Here is a 14,380-nt window from a genome sequence, read left to right as displayed (position 1 = left end):
CCATGGAAGCTTTCACCACGCACACCGGCCGCGCCGTCCCGCTGCGCCGCAGCAACGTCGACACCGACCAGATCATCCCGGCGCACTGGCTCAAGAAGGTCACCCGCAACGGTTTCGAGGACGGACTGTTCGAGGCGTGGCGCAAGGACCCGCAGTTCGTCCTGAACCTGCCCGAGCGGCAGGGCGCCACCGTCCTGGTGGCCGGCCCCGACTTCGGCACCGGCTCCTCCCGCGAGCACGCCGTGTGGGCGCTGCAGAACTACGGTTTCAAGGCCGTGATCTCCTCGCGCTTCGCGGACATCTTCCGCGGCAACTCCCTCAAGAACGGCCTGCTCACCGTCGTCCTGCCGCAGGAGACGGTGGAGAGGCTGTGGGAGTGCACCGAGGCCGACCCCACCGCGCGGATCACCGTCGACCTGGTGGAGCGCAGGGTCACCGCCGGTGACGTCAGCGCCGCGTTCGAGCTGGACGACAACGTGCGCTGGCGCCTGCTGGAAGGGCTCGACGACATCAGCCTCACGCTGAAGAACGAGGACGACATCGCCGCCTACGAGGCGAATCGCCCCTCCTTCAAGCCGCGGACCCTGCAGACCTGAGCGCCCCGGCAGTTCCGGACAGTGCCCCCCGCCGCGACCGGCGGGGGGCACTGCCGTGTGCCGGGGGCGGGCGACTCGCCCGGGATGTCACAATCGGTGTGTGGAACGCGATGACCAACTCGAGCTCTTCGGGGTCGTCGCAGCCCGGTTGAAGCAGGCCCACGCGCGAGTCCGCGCCCTGGAAATCCCGGAGGAGACCAGGGTGGTCCTCTCCCGCCGCCTGCTCGTCATCACAGCTGCGTCGAAACACGATCTCGCAGATGCGGCAAGGCGCCTGGACGTCCTGGTGGCGGATCTGGACGCCGGGCGAATCCCCGGGCCCTGAACTTCCCCGTCGCCGAATGTGTTGCGGCACAAGGGTGATTCGCCCGTTTCGTATTTGATTTGAGGTATATATCCTTCTAGCGTGCGAAAAGGCTTGAACGCAGTGGTTCCGGTAGGGTTCTGAAGGGGAAGACGTGAACAAGGCGCAGCTCGTTGAGGCAGTGGCCGACAAGCTCGGCGGCCGCCAGGCCGCCGCAGACGCGGTCGACGTGGTCCTGGACGCGATCGTCCGCGCGGTCGTCGCGGGCGACCGGGTCTCGGTGACCGGATTCGGTTCGTTCGAGAAGATCGAGCGCCCCGCCCGTTACGCACGCAACCCGCAGACCGGCGAGCGGGTTCGGGTCAAGAAGACCTCCGTGCCGCGCTTCCGCCCCGGCCAGGGTTTCAAGGACCTGGTCAGCGGCAGCAAGAAGCTCCCCAAGAACGACGTCGCGGTCAAGAAGGCGCCCAAGGGCAGCCTCAGCGGCGGCGCTCCGACCCGCACCACCGCCAAGGCCGCGGCCAAGAAGGCCGCCGCGAAGAAGGCGGCCGCCAAGAAGGCCCCGGCCACGACCGCGGCGAAGAAGGCCGCGACGAAGAAGACCACCGCCCCGGCCCAGCCCGCTCCGGCGAAGAAGACCGCCGCGAAGAAGGCCCCGGCCACGACCGCGGCGAAGAAGGCCGCGACGAAGAAGACCACCGCCCCGGCCAAGAAGACCCCCGCGCGCAAGAGCACGGCCAAGCGGGCCGCCAACAAGTGACCGGACGCGCCGCGGTGGGCCGTGCGTCCCACGGGGGTGCACGGCCCGCCGCGGCGCGCCCGGTGGTCCTGCGCGCCCGGTGGTCCTAGACGGGGTCCGGGAAGGTCTGGAGTGTGAGGAAGACCACCCGCCGGTCCCCGCCCTCGCCCTCCGTCCGGATCCGCACCCGCTGGCCGGGCCGCAGCAGCCGCAGGCCCCCGGCGTCGAAGGCCGCCGCGTCGAAGGGCACCGGGGTGCCGTCGTCCAGCAGCACGCTGCCGGAGCGGGTCTCGGCCGAGTAGGTGTAAGCGGTCGCCTGCATGCCGGCCAGCGTAGCGCTGTGCGGCCCCACCCCCAGGAGCAGCGCCGCCCGCAGGTCCTCGGCGGTGTCCACGTCCCGGCGCACCGAGTCGACGTCCGCCGCCGTGATCTCCTCCGCCCCGGAGGCGCGGTGGGCCGCCCGGGAGGCGCCGCCGAAGAGGGGCCGCAGCGCGTGCCCGGGGGACGCCGCCAGCAGCGTGGTGCCGGTCCCGGCCGCGTCCGGCAGGAACGACCTGCCGTGTTCCGAGGCGTGCTCCAGCACCCGCTGCAACTCCCGCGCGCGCAGGGCCGGAAGGTCGGCGGAGAGCGCGGCCACCGGCACCGGGCGGCCCCCCGCCCGTGCCCGCCGGGCCCCGTGCCGCAGCGCCGCGTTCAACCCCGCGGCCGGCTCGTCCGGGACGACCTCGGCGCCCAGCGCGGCCAGGGCCGCCCCCGCAGTCGGGTCGTCGGTGACCACCACCACGCCGCCCACCGCCGCGCAGTCCGCCGCCGCCGCCACGGTGTCCTGGGCGAACGCCAGCGCCAGGCCCGGCCGCAGACCGCCCGCGGCCGGGGCCAGACGGCTCTTGGCGACGGCGAGCGGCTTCAACGGCACGACGAGGGTCCACAGCATCGTCCTCATTGTGACCGCCCCGACCCCCTCGGATCACCCGCCCCGGGCTTAAAGTGGCACCTCCGGCGGCTCCTCGACAGGGGAAGAGCCGTACAGCGACACTTGTGCGGCCGCCCGAGTGCAGGGCCGGCGACGGCCGCGGCTACCGGCCGACGGCGTAACGAGGAGGAGTTCGGGTGCCCCGCCGCAGAATCGGCTTCTGGTACCGGCTTGCAGCGGTCTTGGTGAAACCGCCGATGCTGGTGTTCTTCAAACGTGACTGGCGCGGAATGGAGAACATTCCTGCCGAGGGCGGATTCATCACCGTGGTGAACCACAACTCGTACCTCGACCCGCTCTCGTACGCGCATTTCCAGTACAACACCGGACGCGTGCCGCGGCTGCTGGCCAAGGCGGGGCTGTTCAAGGTCCCGTTCGTCGGAATGATGCTGCGCGCCACCGGCCAGATTCCCGTCTACCGGGAGACCACCGACGCCGCGAACGCCTTCCGGGCGGCGGTCGACGCGGTCAACGCGGGCGAGTGCGTGGCCATATACCCCGAGGGGACGCTCACCCGCGACCCCGACCAGTGGCCCATGACGGGCAAGACCGGCGCCGCCCGGGTCGCCCTGATGACCAAGGCCCCGGTGATCCCGGTGGCCCAGTGGGGCGCCAACGAGGCCATGCCGCCGTACGCCACCGGGAAGCGGCTGCGGCTGCTGCCGCGCAAGACCCTGAAGGTCGTCGCCGGCCCGCCGGTGGACCTGTCCGCCTACTACGGCCTCGACCCGACGCCGGAGACCCTGCGCGCGGTCACCGAGACGATCATGGAAGCCATCACCGTGCTCCTCGCCGACCTGCGCGGCGAGACCGCCCCGGCCGAGCGGTTCGACGCCCGGGCCGAGTGGCTGCGGCTGCGCGCGGCGAGCACGGGCAAGCACGAAAAGGGAAGGGAGCGCCGGTGACTCGCTGCGCGGTCTACGGCACGGGTTCCTGGGGAACCGCGTTCGCGATGGTCCTGGCCGACGCCGGGTGCGAGGTGTCCCTGTGGGGCCGCCGCGCGGAGCTCGCGGAGCGGATCAACACCACCAGGGAGAACCCCGACTACCTGCCCGGCATGACGGTCCCCGAGGGCGTCACCGCCACCACCGACCCCGTCCTGGCGGCCCGGGGCGCCGAGTTCGCCGTCCTGGCCGTCCCGTCCCAGACCCTGCGGGCCAACCTCGCGCAGTGGGCCCCCTCCCTGGCCGGGGACACCGTGCTGGTGAGCCTGATGAAGGGCGTCGAACTGGGCACCGCCAAGCGGATGAGCGAGGTCGTCCAGGAGGTGACGGGGGCGGGCCCCGAGCGGGTCGCCGTCCTCTCCGGCCCCAACCTCGCCCGGGAGATCGCCGCCCGCCAGCCCGCGGCGTCCGTGGTGGCCTGCCGCGACGAGTCGGTCGCCCGGAGGCTCCAGGCCGCCTGCCACACGCCCTACTTCCGCCCCTACACCAACACCGACGTGGTCGGCTGCGAACTCGGCGGCGCCGTCAAGAACGTCATCGCGCTGGCCGTCGGCATCGCCGACGGGATGGGCCTGGGCGACAACACCAAGGCGTCGCTGATCACCCGCGGCCTGGCGGAGACGACCCGCCTCGGCCTCGCCATGGGGGCCGACGCGCACACCTTCGCCGGACTGGCGGGCCTGGGCGACCTGGTGGCCACCTGCTCCTCCCCGCTGTCGCGCAACCACACCTTCGGCATCAACCTCGGCAGGGGCATGACGCTGCAGGAGACCGTCGCCGTCACCAGGCAGACCGCCGAAGGGGTCAAGTCCTGCGAGTCCGTGCTCGATCTGGCGCGTCGACACGGCGTGGAGATGCCGATCACCGAGACCGTGGTGGACATCGTGCACGACGGAAAGCCGCCCATGGTGGGGCTGAAGGAGCTCATGTCCCGCTCCGCCAAGCCCGAACGCCACTGATTCCAGCGAACGGTAGTCTCAAAGCGACATGAGCAACGAGTCCTCTTCCCCCAGCACCGCCGCCAAGCCGCGCGTCGCCGTCGTCTTCGGCGGACGCAGCTCCGAGCACGGCATCTCCGTGGTCACCGCGGGCGCCGTGCTGCGCGCCATCGACCGCACCAAGTACGACGTGCTGCCGGTCGGCATCACCACCGACGGCCGGTGGGCGCTCGCCGTCGACGACGCCGAGCGGATGGCCATCACCGACCGCCGGATGCCCTCGGTCGACCACGTGGTGGAGGGCGAGGGCACGGTCGTCCTGCCCGTCGACCCCGCCGACCGCGAACTCGTCTACACCGAGCCGGGGTCGGTGCCCAAGGCGCTGGGCGAGGTCGACGTCGTCTTCCCCGTCCTGCACGGCCCGTACGGCGAGGACGGCACCCTGCAGGGGCTGCTGGAGCTCGCCGGCGTGCCCTACGTCGGCTCCGGGGTGCTGGCCAGCGCGGTCGGCATGGACAAGGAGTACATGAAGCGGGTCTTCGCCTCCTTCGGGCTGCCCGTCGGCCCCTACACGGTGGTGCGCCCCCGCGAGTGGGAGAAGGACCCGGCAGCCGTGCGGGCCCGGATCACCGGCTTCGCCGACGACCACGGGTGGCCGCTGTTCGTCAAGCCCGCCCGGGCCGGCTCCAGCATGGGCATCTCCAAGGTGGACGGCCCCGACGGCCTCGACGCGGCGATCGAGGAGGCACGCGCCCACGACCCCAAGATCATCGTGGAGTCGCTGCTGCGCGGCCGCGAGATCGAGTGCGGCGTCCTGGAGTTCGAGGACGGCCCGCGGGCCAGCGTCCCCGCCGAGATCCCGCCGGTGACCGCCCACGACTTCTACGACTTCGAGGCCAAGTACATCGACTCGGCCGAGGGGCTGGTGCCGGCGCCGCTGACCGCGGCCGAGACCGCCCGGGTGCAGGAACTCGCCGTCGCGGCCTTCGAGGCGGCCTCCTGCGAGGGCCTGGTCCGCGCCGACTTCTTCCTGCTGGACAACGGCGAGTTCGTGATCAACGAGATCAACACCATGCCCGGGTTCACGCCCATCTCCATGTACCCGCGCATGTGGCAGGAGAGCGGAGTGAGCTACCCCGAACTGGTGGACCGGCTCGTCGAGGCGGCCCTGCGCCGCTCCACCGGACTGCGCTGACCGCGGCCCCGGCCGGCCCCGCCCCGGGGACGGGCCGGCCGGGGCCGCGGTTCACGACGTGCGCGGCACCGCCCGGCCGACCGCCTCCGCCAGGTCGACCAGCACCTCGGGCCCGGGGGCGTGGGCGTGCGGGACGAACACCTCGACGTCGGCCTCCCGCCGGAGGGTGGTGAACCGGTAGCCGTCCCCGACGTCCTCCGGCAGCCACTGGACGCCGTCGACCTCCACCGATTCGCTCGTCGGGTTGTACTGTTCACTCCCGGGAGTCAGGACCTCCGGCTTCGGCACCCCGCAGCGCAGCGTCACCGCGGGGTCCCCCCAGGCGGCGGTCCAGCGCGAGGCGGGGTCGGTCTCCCGGCCGGGCAGGCCGTCGACGCTGCCGGGCAGCGCCCCGTCCAGGGCGCGGCAGGCGCGGGCGGCGTCCCCGGACGGGGACGGGGCGGCGACCTCCACCGCCCCGGTGAACGCCGAACAGCCCGCCGACGCGAGGAGCAGGCAGGCAGCGGCGGCGGACAGGACGGCAGGGCGGCGGAGGAACTTCACCGGCCGAGCATAGACGGGGTCAGATGTGGACGACCGGGCAGGTAAGGGTGCGGGTGATCCCGTCCACCCGCTGCACCTCGGCCACGACCATGCGGCCGAGCTCGTCCACGGTCTCGGCCTCGGCGCGCACGATGACGTCGTACGGACCGGTGACGTCCTCGGCCTGCAGGACGCCGGGGATCCTCGAGATGACTTCTGCGACGGCCGAGGCCTTGCCGACCTCGGTCTGGATCAGGATGTAGGCCTGTACCACGGGCGATCTCCAGGGCGGCTACGAGAATCATGCGGGAAGGGGACGCAACGTTACCGCGTCCCCGGGCGGGGCGGGGAGACCCGCGGCGCGGCGCGGCGCCCCGGCCGCCCGGTGCCGCGGCGTGCACCGCGCCCGACGCGACGACATCATCCGAAGGGGAAACGATGAAGGGCACCGTAGGCCAGCTGGGGGAGTTCGGCCTCATCCGGGAGATGACCTCCCGGCTGACCGCCACCGAGGCAGTGCGGCTCGGCCCGGGCGACGACGCCGCGGTCGTGGCGGCTCCCGACGGACGCGTGGTGGCCACCACCGACGTCCTGCTCGAGGGCCGGCACTTCCGCCGGGACTGGTCCACCGCCTACGACGTGGGACGCAAGGCCGCCGCCCAGAACCTGGCGGACGTCGCCGCCATGGGCGCGGTCCCCACCGTGCTCCTGCTGGGCCTGGTCGTGCCCGCCGACCTGCCCGCCGCGTGGGCCTGCGAACTGATGGACGGGCTGCGGGACGAGTGCCAGGTGGCGGGCGCCGCCGTGGCCGGCGGCGACGTCGTGCGCGGCGACACGATCACCGTGGCCGTCACCGCGCTGGGCGACCTGCGCGACCGCGCCCCGGTCACCCGGGCCGGCGCCCGGCCCGGGGACGTGGTGGCCGTCACCGGCTGGCTCGGCTGGTCGGCCGCCGGGCACGCCGTGCTCTCCCGCGGCTTCAGGTCCCCCCGGGCCTTCGTCGAGGCGCACCGCCGCCCCGAGCCCCCGTACCACGCCGGGCCCGCGGCCGCGGACCTCGGCGCCACCTCCATGATCGACGTCAGCGACGGCCTCGTCGCCGACCTCGGCCACGTGGCCGCCGCCAGCGGGGTGCGCATCGACCTGCACTCGGCCGACATCGACGTCCCCTCCCAGATGACGGAGATCGGCCAGGCCGTCGGGGTCGACCCGCTGCAGTGGGTCCTCACCGGGGGCGAGGACCACGCCATCGTCGCCACCTTCCCCGCCGACACCAAGCTCCCCGCCCGCTGGCGGGTGATCGGCCACGTCCACGCGGCGGCCGCCGGGCAGGTCACCGTGGACGGGGCCCCCTGGGACAAGGCCGGAGGATGGGACCACTTCGGGGACCAGTAGATTCGGCCGCATGGAACAGACCCCCTCCGCGGCGCCGCCGCGGGTGCTCACCGTCGCCGGCTCCGACTCCGGCGGCGGCGCGGGCATCCAGGCGGACCTCAAGACCATGCTGGCCCTGGGCGTGCACGGGATGAGCGTGCTCACCGCGGTGACCGCCCAGAACTCCCTGGGCGTGCAGGGGGCGTGGGAACTCCCCGCCGAGGCGGTGCGGGCGCAGTTCCGCAGCGTGGCGGACGACATCGGCGTCGACGCGGTCAAGACCGGGATGCTGTCCTCGGCCGGACTGGCCGCCACCGTCGCCGGGCTCCTTGCCGGACTGGACGCCCCCGTGGTCGTCGACCCGGTGGGGGTCTCCAAGCACGGCGACCCGCTGCTGGCGCAGGACGCCGTCGAGACGGTGCGCACCCGCCTGCTGCCCGTGGCCACGGTGGCCACCCCCAACCTCGACGAGGTGACGCAGCTCACCGGGGTCCGGGTGGAGGACGAGGCCGGGATGCGGCGGGCCGCGGCCGCGGTGCTGGAGCACGGCCCCCGGTGGGCGCTGGTCAAGGGCGGCCATCTGGCCGATCCGGACACGGCCGTGGACCTGCTGACCGACGGGCGCGAGGAGCACTGGTTCCGCGCCCGCCGCCACGACAACCGGCACACCCACGGCACCGGCTGCACCCTGGCCGCCGCGGTCGCCTCCCGCCTCGCGCTCGGGCACGACGTCCCGGAGGCGGTCGCGGGGGCCAAGGACTACGTCACGGGGGCGATAGCCGCGGGCTTCCCGCTCGGGTCCGGGCTCGGTCCCGTCGACCACGCCTGGCGGCTGCGCGGCTGACCGCCGCGGCCCGGTGCGGACCGGTGCGCCGCGGCACCCGCGCCGCGGCGCACCGGGACACCGCCCGGGAGGGCCGGACGGGAAAAGGGCATGCAGAAAGCCGGTCCGTCATGGACGGACCGGCTTCGAGCAACCGCCAGGGCGGCGCTGAACGTCAGCGCGCGACCTTGCCGGCCTTGATGCACGAGGTGCAGACGTTGAGCCGCTTCGGCGTCCGCCCGACCACAGCACGCACCGTCTGGATGTTGGGGTTCCAACGACGGCGGGTGCGACGGTGCGAGTGGGAGATGTTGTTGCCGAAGCCCGGCCCCTTGCCGCAGACGTCGCAGTTGGCAGCCACGGGACACTCCAAAGACTTCAGATGCTCTTACGGTGATGTCCCGTCGGCGCCGGTTGCCGGATTCGACAGGTCCGGCAGGCCCTGGGGGACGTGAAGGCCCGAACTGTGCCGGGCAACCGGAGCAGCATACAACGGCCACTCCAGTGCCACGAAACTACCACGGGGCCGGGCAGGTCCGTCCGGGGCGGCTCGGGGTCCGCGGCCCGTCGCCGATAGCCTGCGGAACCGGAACCAGTCCGCAGCGCGGACGCAAGCGCCCAGTGTCAGGAGGAGCCCGGTGCCGGCTGCCGCAACGACCGGTGTGGACGCGGCTGCCGTGCGCAGCTGGTGCCGTCTGGCACTCGAGGCGCTCGGCCGGGCGCGCGAGGAGACGGACGCGATCAACGTCTACCCGGTCCCCGACGGGGACACCGGGACCAACCTCTACCTGACCGCGGAGTCCGCGGCCGAGGCGGTGGAGGCGCTCTTCGACGCCCGCGCCGCGTCCGGCCCGCAGCCCTCCCCGGCCGAGGCGGTCCGCGCCATGGCCCGCGGCGCGCTCCTGGGCGCACGCGGCAACTCCGGGACCATCCTCGCCCAGCTCCTGCGCGGCATGACCGAGGTCCTCGCCGCCGCGCCCGCCGCCGCGCCCGTCGACGGGGCCCTGCTGGCCGCGGCCCTGGAGCGGGCCGCGGCCTCGGCCTACGAGGCGGTCGCCCACCCCGTGGAGGGAACGGTGCTGACGGTGGCCGCGGCCGCCGCCCGGGCGGCGGCCGCGGTGGCGGCGGAGCCCCCGGCGCAGGTGGTCCGCGCCGCCCACGCCGCCGCCCGCACCGCGCTGGCCCGCACCCCCGAGCAGCTGGGGGCACTCGCCCGGGCGGGGGTGGTGGACGCCGGCGGCCGCGGCCTGGTCGTGGTCCTGGGCGCCCTGGTCGAGGCGGTCACCGGGGAGAGCCCCATGGGGCCGCTCGCCGACGGCCGCCCCGGGGAGCGGGCCGCCCGGCCGGCCGCCTGCGCCTCCGCCGCCTCCGCCGCCTCCGCGGGGACGGCCGGGGACCCGCCCCCGGCGCCCGGCGGCCCCGCCTTCGAGGTGACCTACCTGCTGGACGCCGAGGACGGCGCCGTCCCCGCCCTGCGCGCCCGCCTCGACGCCCTGGGGGACTCCCTCGTCGTCGTCGGCGGCGAGGGGCTGTGGAACGTCCACGTCCACGTCGACGACGCGGGCGCCGCGGTCGAGGCCGGCGTCGAGTGCGGCCGCCCCCACCGGATCCGGATCACCCACTTCGGCGCCGCCGCGGCAGCCGTGCCCGGCCGGCCGGGGGAGGGCACCGGCCGCGGCGTGGTCGCCGTGGTCCGCGGCGAGGGCGTCGCGCGCCTGTGCGAGGAGGCCGGGGCGACCGTCGTCGCCGACACCCCGGACGCGCCCGCCTCCAGCGGGGACATCGCCGCGGCGATCCGCCGCGCCCGCGCGGCCGAGGTCGTCCTGCTGCCCAACGACGAGGCCCTGCGCTCCGCCGCCGGCGCGGCCGCCGAGCAGGCCCGCGCCGACGGGGTGCGGGTCGCCGTCGTCCCCACCCGCTCCACGGTCCAGGGCATCGCGGCGCTGGCGGTGCACGACCCCTCGCGCCGCTTCGACGAGGACGTGGTCGCCATGACCGCCGCCGCCGGAGCCACCCGCCACGCCGAACTCGCCGTCGCCGAGCACCGGTCGTGGACCATGGCGGGGGTGTGCCAGGCCGGGGACGTCCTGGGCCTCATCGACGGCGACGTCGCCGTGATCGGCGGCGACCTCGTGGGGACCGGCACGGTCGTCCTGGACCGCATGCTCGCCGCCGGCGGGGAGATGGTCACCCTCGTCGTCGGCGAGGACGCCCCGGCCGACCTGGCCGACCGGCTCGAGGCCCACGTGCGCGAGGAGCACCTGGCCGTCGACACGGTCGTCTACCGCGGCGGGCGCCGCGGCTGCCCGCTGCTCATCGGCGTCGAGTGAACCGGCCGGGCGGCCCGGGTGCCCCGCACTGTCCGCCCCATGGTGTGGAATGGACGGCGTGGCTGCCCTGGACGAACCGCTGCGCAAGACGGTCGGCGACCGCACCGCCAAGGTGTTCGCCGACGCCCTCGACCTGCACACCGCGGGGGACCTGCTGCACCACTACCCGCGCCGCTACGCCGAGCGCGGGGAGCTGACCCGGCTCTCCGAGCTGCCCGTCGACGAGCACGTCACCGTCGTCGCCCGCGTCGCCAGGGCCGAGCTCAAGCGCTACAACCAGGGCAGGGGCGTGCGGCTGGAGGTGCTCGTCACCGACGGCAGCGGGCACCTGACCCTGGTCTTCTTCAGCCGGGCCGCCCACATGCACCACAAGGCCCTCGTCCCCGGCCGGCGCGGCATGTTCGCCGGCAAGGTGACGGTGTTCAACCGCACCCGCCAGCTCGCCCACCCCGAGTACGCCCTGCTGGACGGCGAGCCGGGGGAGGACGCCGCGGAGGAGTTCGCCGGCCGGCTCCTGCCGATCTACCCGGCCTCGGCCAAACTGCCCACCTGGAAGATCGCCAAGGCCGTCGACACCCTCCTGGACTCCCTCCAGGCCACCGGCTGGGAGGGCGTCACCGACCCGCTGCCGCCCGCGCTGCGCGACGGGCGCGGCCTGGTCGCGCTCCCCGAGGCGCTGACCAAGGTCCACCGCCCGCGCACGAAGGCGGACGTGGCCGACGCCCGCGAACGCCTCAAGTGGGACGAGGCGTTCGTCCTCCAGGCCGAACTGGCCCGCCGCCGCCTCGCCGACTCCGCCCTCCCCGCCGTGCCCCGCCCCCGCACGGCCGGCGGGCTGCTGGACGCGTTCGACGCGCGCCTGCCGTTCACCCTCACCGAGGGCCAGGAGAAGGTCTCCGCGGAGATCTTCGCCGACCTGGCGCGCGAACACCCCATGCACCGGCTCCTGCAGGGCGAGGTCGGCTCGGGCAAGACGATGGTGGGGCTGCGGGCCATGCTCGCCGTCGTCGACACCGGCGGGCAGGCCGCGATGCTCGCGCCCACCGAGGTCCTCGCCCAGCAGCACCACCGCTCCATCACCGCGATGATGGGCGACCTGGCGGAGGGGGGCATGCTCGGCGGGGCGGAGAGGGCCACCAAGGTCGTGCTGCTGACCGGCTCCATGGGGGCCGCCGCCCGCCGGCGGGCGCTGCTGGACCTGGCCACCGGCGAGGCGGGCATCGTCGTCGGCACCCACGCCCTGATCGAGGACGTGGTGCGCTTCCACGACCTGGGACTGGTCGTCGTGGACGAGCAGCACCGCTTCGGGGTGGAGCAGCGCGACGCCCTGCGCGCCAAGGCCGCGCAGCCCCCGCACCTGCTGGTGATGACCGCCACCCCCATCCCGCGCACGGTGGCGATGACGGTCTTCGGCGACCTGGAGACCTCGGTGCTGGACCAGCTCCCCGCCGGCCGCTCGCCCATCGCCACGCACGTGGTCCCCGCCAAGGACAAGCCGCACTTCCTGGCGCGCGCCTGGGACCGGGTCCGCGAGGAGGTCGAGGGCGGCCACCAGGCCTACGTGGTCTGCCCGCGCATCGGCGACGAGCAGGACGAGAAGGAGCAGCGCGGCGGGGCGCGGGGGAGGAGCGCGGCAGGCCCCGGCGGCGACGGTCCCGACGGGGACGGCCCCGACGGCGACGGCCCGGACGGCGGGGAGGAGCGCCGCCCGCCCCTGGCCGTCCTGGAGACGGCGGACAGGCTCGCCGCCGGCCCGCTGGCCGGCCTGCGGGTGGAGGTGCTGCACGGCCGCATGCAGCCCGACGCCAAGGACGACGTGATGCGCCGCTTCTCCGACGGCGAGGTCGACGTCCTGGTCGCCACCACCGTCATCGAGGTCGGCGTCAACGTGCCCAACGCCACGGCGATGGTGATCATGGACGCCGACCGGTTCGGCGTCTCCCAGCTGCACCAGCTCCGCGGCCGCGTCGGCCGCGGATCGGCGCCCGGACTGTGCCTGCTCGTCAGCGACATGCCCGAGGGCACCCCCGCCCGCACCCGCCTGGACGCGGTCGCGGCCACCCTGGACGGCTTCGAACTCTCCCGCATCGACCTCGAGCAGCGCCGCGAGGGCGACGTGCTCGGCCAGGCCCAGTCCGGGGCCCGCTCCTCGCTGCGCATGCTCGCCGTCATGGACGACGAGGAGGTCATCGCCGCCGCCCGCCACGAGGCGGCCGCGCTGGTCGCCGCCGACCCGGAGCTGGCCGCACACCCGGAGCTGCGCAGCGCCCTGGACAGCCTGCTCGACGCCCGGCGCGCGGAGTACCTGGACAAGGGCTGAGCCGCCCCGCCCCCGCCGCGCCTTGCCCCGCCGCGCACCGCCCTGTCGCCCCGCCCGGGCCGTCCCGGCGGGGGCCGCCCGGGACACCGGACCGCTCCGGTGTCCGGGGCCGCATATCGTGGTGGAGGCGGCGGACGCGCTCCGCCCGCCGCCCCACGCCACACGTTAGGGAACCGCAGATGACGCGCGTGATCGCCGGGGCCGCCGGGGGCCGCCGGCTGGCCGTGCCGCCGGGGCAGGGCACCCGCCCCACCTCCGACCGGGCACGCGAAGGGCTGTTCTCCACCTGGGAGTCGCTGCGCGGCACCCTGCACGGGGCCCGGGTGCTGGACCTGTTCGCCGGCTCCGGCGCGGTGGGACTCGAGGCCCTCTCCCGGGGCGCCGGCCACGCGCTGCTCGTCGAGGCCGACCCGCGGGCCGCCCGCACCGTCCGGGAGAACGCCCGCACGGTGGGCCTGCCCGGGGCCCGGGTGCACGCCGGACGGGCCCGGCAGGTGATCGCCGGACCCCCTCCGGAGGAGCCGTACGACGTGGTCTTCCTCGACCCGCCCTACTCCGTCACCGACGAGGAGGTCCGGGAGATCCTGCTCACACTCGCCGCGGGAGGGTGGCTCGCGGCCGGTGCCCTGGTCACTGTGGAACGCAGGACGAGGGGCGGCGAGTACCAGTGGCCGGACGGGTTCGAGGCACTCAGGGCCCGCCGCTACGGCGAGGGGACGCTTTGGTACGGTCGCGCCGCCGACGGAGCTTCGGAACCCACAGCTGAAGCGCCATGACCGGACCCGGAAGCGAGGAACCACCGTTGCGCCGTGCAGTCTGCCCGGGGTCGTTCGACCCCATCACCAACGGGCATCTCGACATCATCGGCCGTGCCTCGAAGCTGTACGACGTGGTGCACGTCGCAGTGATGATCAACAAGTCCAAGCAGGGCCTGTTCACCATCGACGAGCGGATGCGGCTGATCGAACGGGTCACCGCCGAGTTCGGGAACGTCGTGGTGGAGGCCTTCCACGGCCTGCTGGTCGACTTCTGCAAGGAGCGGGACATCCCGGCCATCGTCAAGGGCCTGCGCGCCGTCAGCGACTTCGACTACGAGCTGCAGATGGCCCAGATGAACCACGGCCTGTCCGGGGTGGAGACGCTCTTCGTCCCCACCAACCCCACGTACAGCTTCCTCTCCTCCAGCCTGGTCAAGGAGGTCGCCGCCTACGGGGGCGACGTCTCCCACCTGGTCCCCGCGGAGGTGCTCGGGGAACTGACCGAGCGGCTGGCCGCCCGCTGACCCGCCGGCCCGCCGCGGGCCCGGCGGCCCCCGGGGGGCG

The 14,380-nt window shown here is 74.4% G+C and carries 15 protein-coding genes and 1 pseudogene; 12 read left to right on the top strand and 4 right to left on the bottom strand.

Annotation, left to right across the window (positions count from 1 at the left end):
- Positions 1-2 precede the first annotated feature (2 nt).
- The 3 genes from leuD to GQS52_RS07280 all read left to right on the top strand — a co-directional run bounded on the left by leuD (position 3) and on the right by GQS52_RS07280 (position 1,660).
- Positions 3-596 carry a 3-isopropylmalate dehydratase small subunit gene (leuD, locus tag GQS52_RS07290; RefSeq protein ID WP_182312510.1) on the top strand — a complete coding sequence of 198 codons (594 nt, stop codon included), beginning with the start codon at positions 3-5 and terminating at the stop codon, positions 594-596.
- A gap of 100 nt (positions 597-696) precedes the next feature.
- Positions 697-921, top strand: coding sequence for a hypothetical protein (locus tag GQS52_RS07285; RefSeq protein WP_182312509.1), 225 nt, complete (start codon positions 697-699; stop codon positions 919-921).
- Between the two features lie 133 nt (positions 922-1,054).
- On the top strand, positions 1,055-1,660 hold the full coding sequence (locus GQS52_RS07280; protein WP_182312508.1) for an HU family DNA-binding protein: 606 nt from the start codon (positions 1,055-1,057) through the stop codon (positions 1,658-1,660).
- A gap of 313 nt (positions 1,661-1,973) precedes the next feature.
- Here GQS52_RS07280 and cofC read toward each other — a convergent pair.
- Positions 1,974-2,573, bottom strand: a pseudogene (gene cofC, locus GQS52_RS07275) (2-phospho-L-lactate guanylyltransferase); the annotation flags it as partial.
- A 176-nt stretch (positions 2,574-2,749) separates the two neighbouring features.
- Between cofC and GQS52_RS07270 the strand changes: the two are divergent.
- From GQS52_RS07270 to GQS52_RS07260, 3 genes are read left to right on the top strand one after another with little or no spacing between them, the layout of a single operon-like run.
- Complete coding sequence (locus GQS52_RS07270) at positions 2,750-3,517, top strand: lysophospholipid acyltransferase family protein (protein ID WP_182312506.1); 768 nt, start codon at positions 2,750-2,752, stop codon at positions 3,515-3,517.
- Entirely contained in the window at positions 3,514-4,515 is a 1,002-nt protein-coding gene (locus GQS52_RS07265) for an NAD(P)H-dependent glycerol-3-phosphate dehydrogenase (RefSeq protein ID WP_182312505.1), read from the top strand. Before GQS52_RS07270 ends, GQS52_RS07265 begins: the two co-directional genes overlap by 4 nt.
- A gap of 28 nt (positions 4,516-4,543) precedes the next feature.
- Entirely contained in the window at positions 4,544-5,689 is a 1,146-nt protein-coding gene (locus GQS52_RS07260) for a D-alanine--D-alanine ligase family protein (protein ID WP_182312504.1), read from the top strand.
- A gap of 51 nt (positions 5,690-5,740) precedes the next feature.
- Here the strand turns inward: GQS52_RS07260 and GQS52_RS07255 are convergent, their stop codons facing one another.
- On the bottom strand, positions 5,741-6,232 hold the full coding sequence (locus GQS52_RS07255) for a DUF3515 domain-containing protein (RefSeq protein WP_259370638.1): 492 nt from the start codon (positions 6,230-6,232) through the stop codon (positions 5,741-5,743).
- Positions 6,233-6,251: 19 nt separating this feature from the next.
- Positions 6,252-6,485 carry an Lrp/AsnC ligand binding domain-containing protein gene (locus GQS52_RS07250; protein WP_182312503.1) on the bottom strand — a complete coding sequence of 78 codons (234 nt, stop codon included), beginning with the start codon at positions 6,483-6,485 and terminating at the stop codon, positions 6,252-6,254.
- Between the two features lie 164 nt (positions 6,486-6,649).
- Between GQS52_RS07250 and GQS52_RS07245 the strand changes: the two genes are divergently transcribed.
- Both GQS52_RS07245 and thiD read left to right on the top strand, forming a co-directional pair.
- The gene (locus GQS52_RS07245) at positions 6,650-7,606 is read left to right on the top strand and encodes a thiamine-phosphate kinase (RefSeq protein ID WP_182312502.1); all 957 of its coding nucleotides are present in this window, start codon (positions 6,650-6,652) and stop codon (positions 7,604-7,606) included.
- A gap of 10 nt (positions 7,607-7,616) precedes the next feature.
- Entirely contained in the window at positions 7,617-8,429 is an 813-nt protein-coding gene (gene thiD / locus GQS52_RS07240) for a bifunctional hydroxymethylpyrimidine kinase/phosphomethylpyrimidine kinase (RefSeq protein WP_182312501.1), read from the top strand.
- 154 nt (positions 8,430-8,583) lie between these two features.
- Here thiD and rpmB read toward each other — a convergent pair whose 3' ends face one another.
- Positions 8,584-8,769 (bottom strand): 50S ribosomal protein L28, encoded by a 186-nt coding sequence (rpmB, locus tag GQS52_RS07235; protein WP_014628431.1) that lies wholly within the window; start codon positions 8,767-8,769, stop codon positions 8,584-8,586.
- A gap of 277 nt (positions 8,770-9,046) precedes the next feature.
- Between rpmB and GQS52_RS07230 the strand changes: the two genes are divergently transcribed.
- From GQS52_RS07230 to coaD, 4 genes are read left to right on the top strand one after another with little or no spacing between them, the layout of a single operon-like run.
- Positions 9,047-10,738: a DAK2 domain-containing protein gene (locus tag GQS52_RS07230; RefSeq protein WP_182312500.1), complete on the top strand. Its 1,692-nt coding sequence runs from the start codon at positions 9,047-9,049 to the stop codon at positions 10,736-10,738.
- Positions 10,739-10,787: 49 nt separating this feature from the next.
- Positions 10,788-13,058: an ATP-dependent DNA helicase RecG gene (gene recG, locus GQS52_RS07225; protein ID WP_182312498.1), complete on the top strand. Its 2,271-nt coding sequence runs from the start codon at positions 10,788-10,790 to the stop codon at positions 13,056-13,058.
- Complete coding sequence (gene rsmD, locus GQS52_RS07220) at positions 13,055-13,834, top strand: 16S rRNA (guanine(966)-N(2))-methyltransferase RsmD (RefSeq protein ID WP_259371060.1); 780 nt, start codon at positions 13,055-13,057, stop codon at positions 13,832-13,834. The genes recG and rsmD overlap by 4 nt, the downstream gene beginning before the upstream one ends.
- A 26-nt stretch (positions 13,835-13,860) precedes the next feature.
- A complete protein-coding gene (gene coaD, locus GQS52_RS07215; RefSeq protein WP_220472746.1) occupies positions 13,861-14,340 on the top strand; it encodes a pantetheine-phosphate adenylyltransferase in 480 nt (159 codons plus the stop codon).
- Positions 14,341-14,380: the final 40 nt, after the last annotated feature.

The organism is Streptomyces sp. SCUT-3, assembly GCF_014083985.1.
GTDB classification, from domain to species: domain Bacteria; phylum Actinomycetota; class Actinomycetes; order Streptomycetales; family Streptomycetaceae; genus Streptomyces_H; species Streptomyces_H thermolineatus.
This window is presented reverse-complemented; position numbering and strand designations above follow the sequence as displayed.

Coding starts and splice junctions, on each gene's coding strand:
- GQS52_RS07260 (WP_182312504.1), top strand. CDS start 4,544: ATGAGCAACGAGTCCTCTTCCCCCAGCACCGCCGCCAAGCCGCGCGTC.
- recG (WP_182312498.1), top strand. CDS start 10,788: ATGGACGGCGTGGCTGCCCTGGACGAACCGCTGCGCAAGACGGTCGGC.
- GQS52_RS07245 (WP_182312502.1), top strand. CDS start 6,650: ATGAAGGGCACCGTAGGCCAGCTGGGGGAGTTCGGCCTCATCCGGGAG.
- thiD (WP_182312501.1), top strand. CDS start 7,617: ATGGAACAGACCCCCTCCGCGGCGCCGCCGCGGGTGCTCACCGTCGCC.
- leuD (WP_182312510.1), top strand. CDS start 3: ATGGAAGCTTTCACCACGCACACCGGCCGCGCCGTCCCGCTGCGCCGC.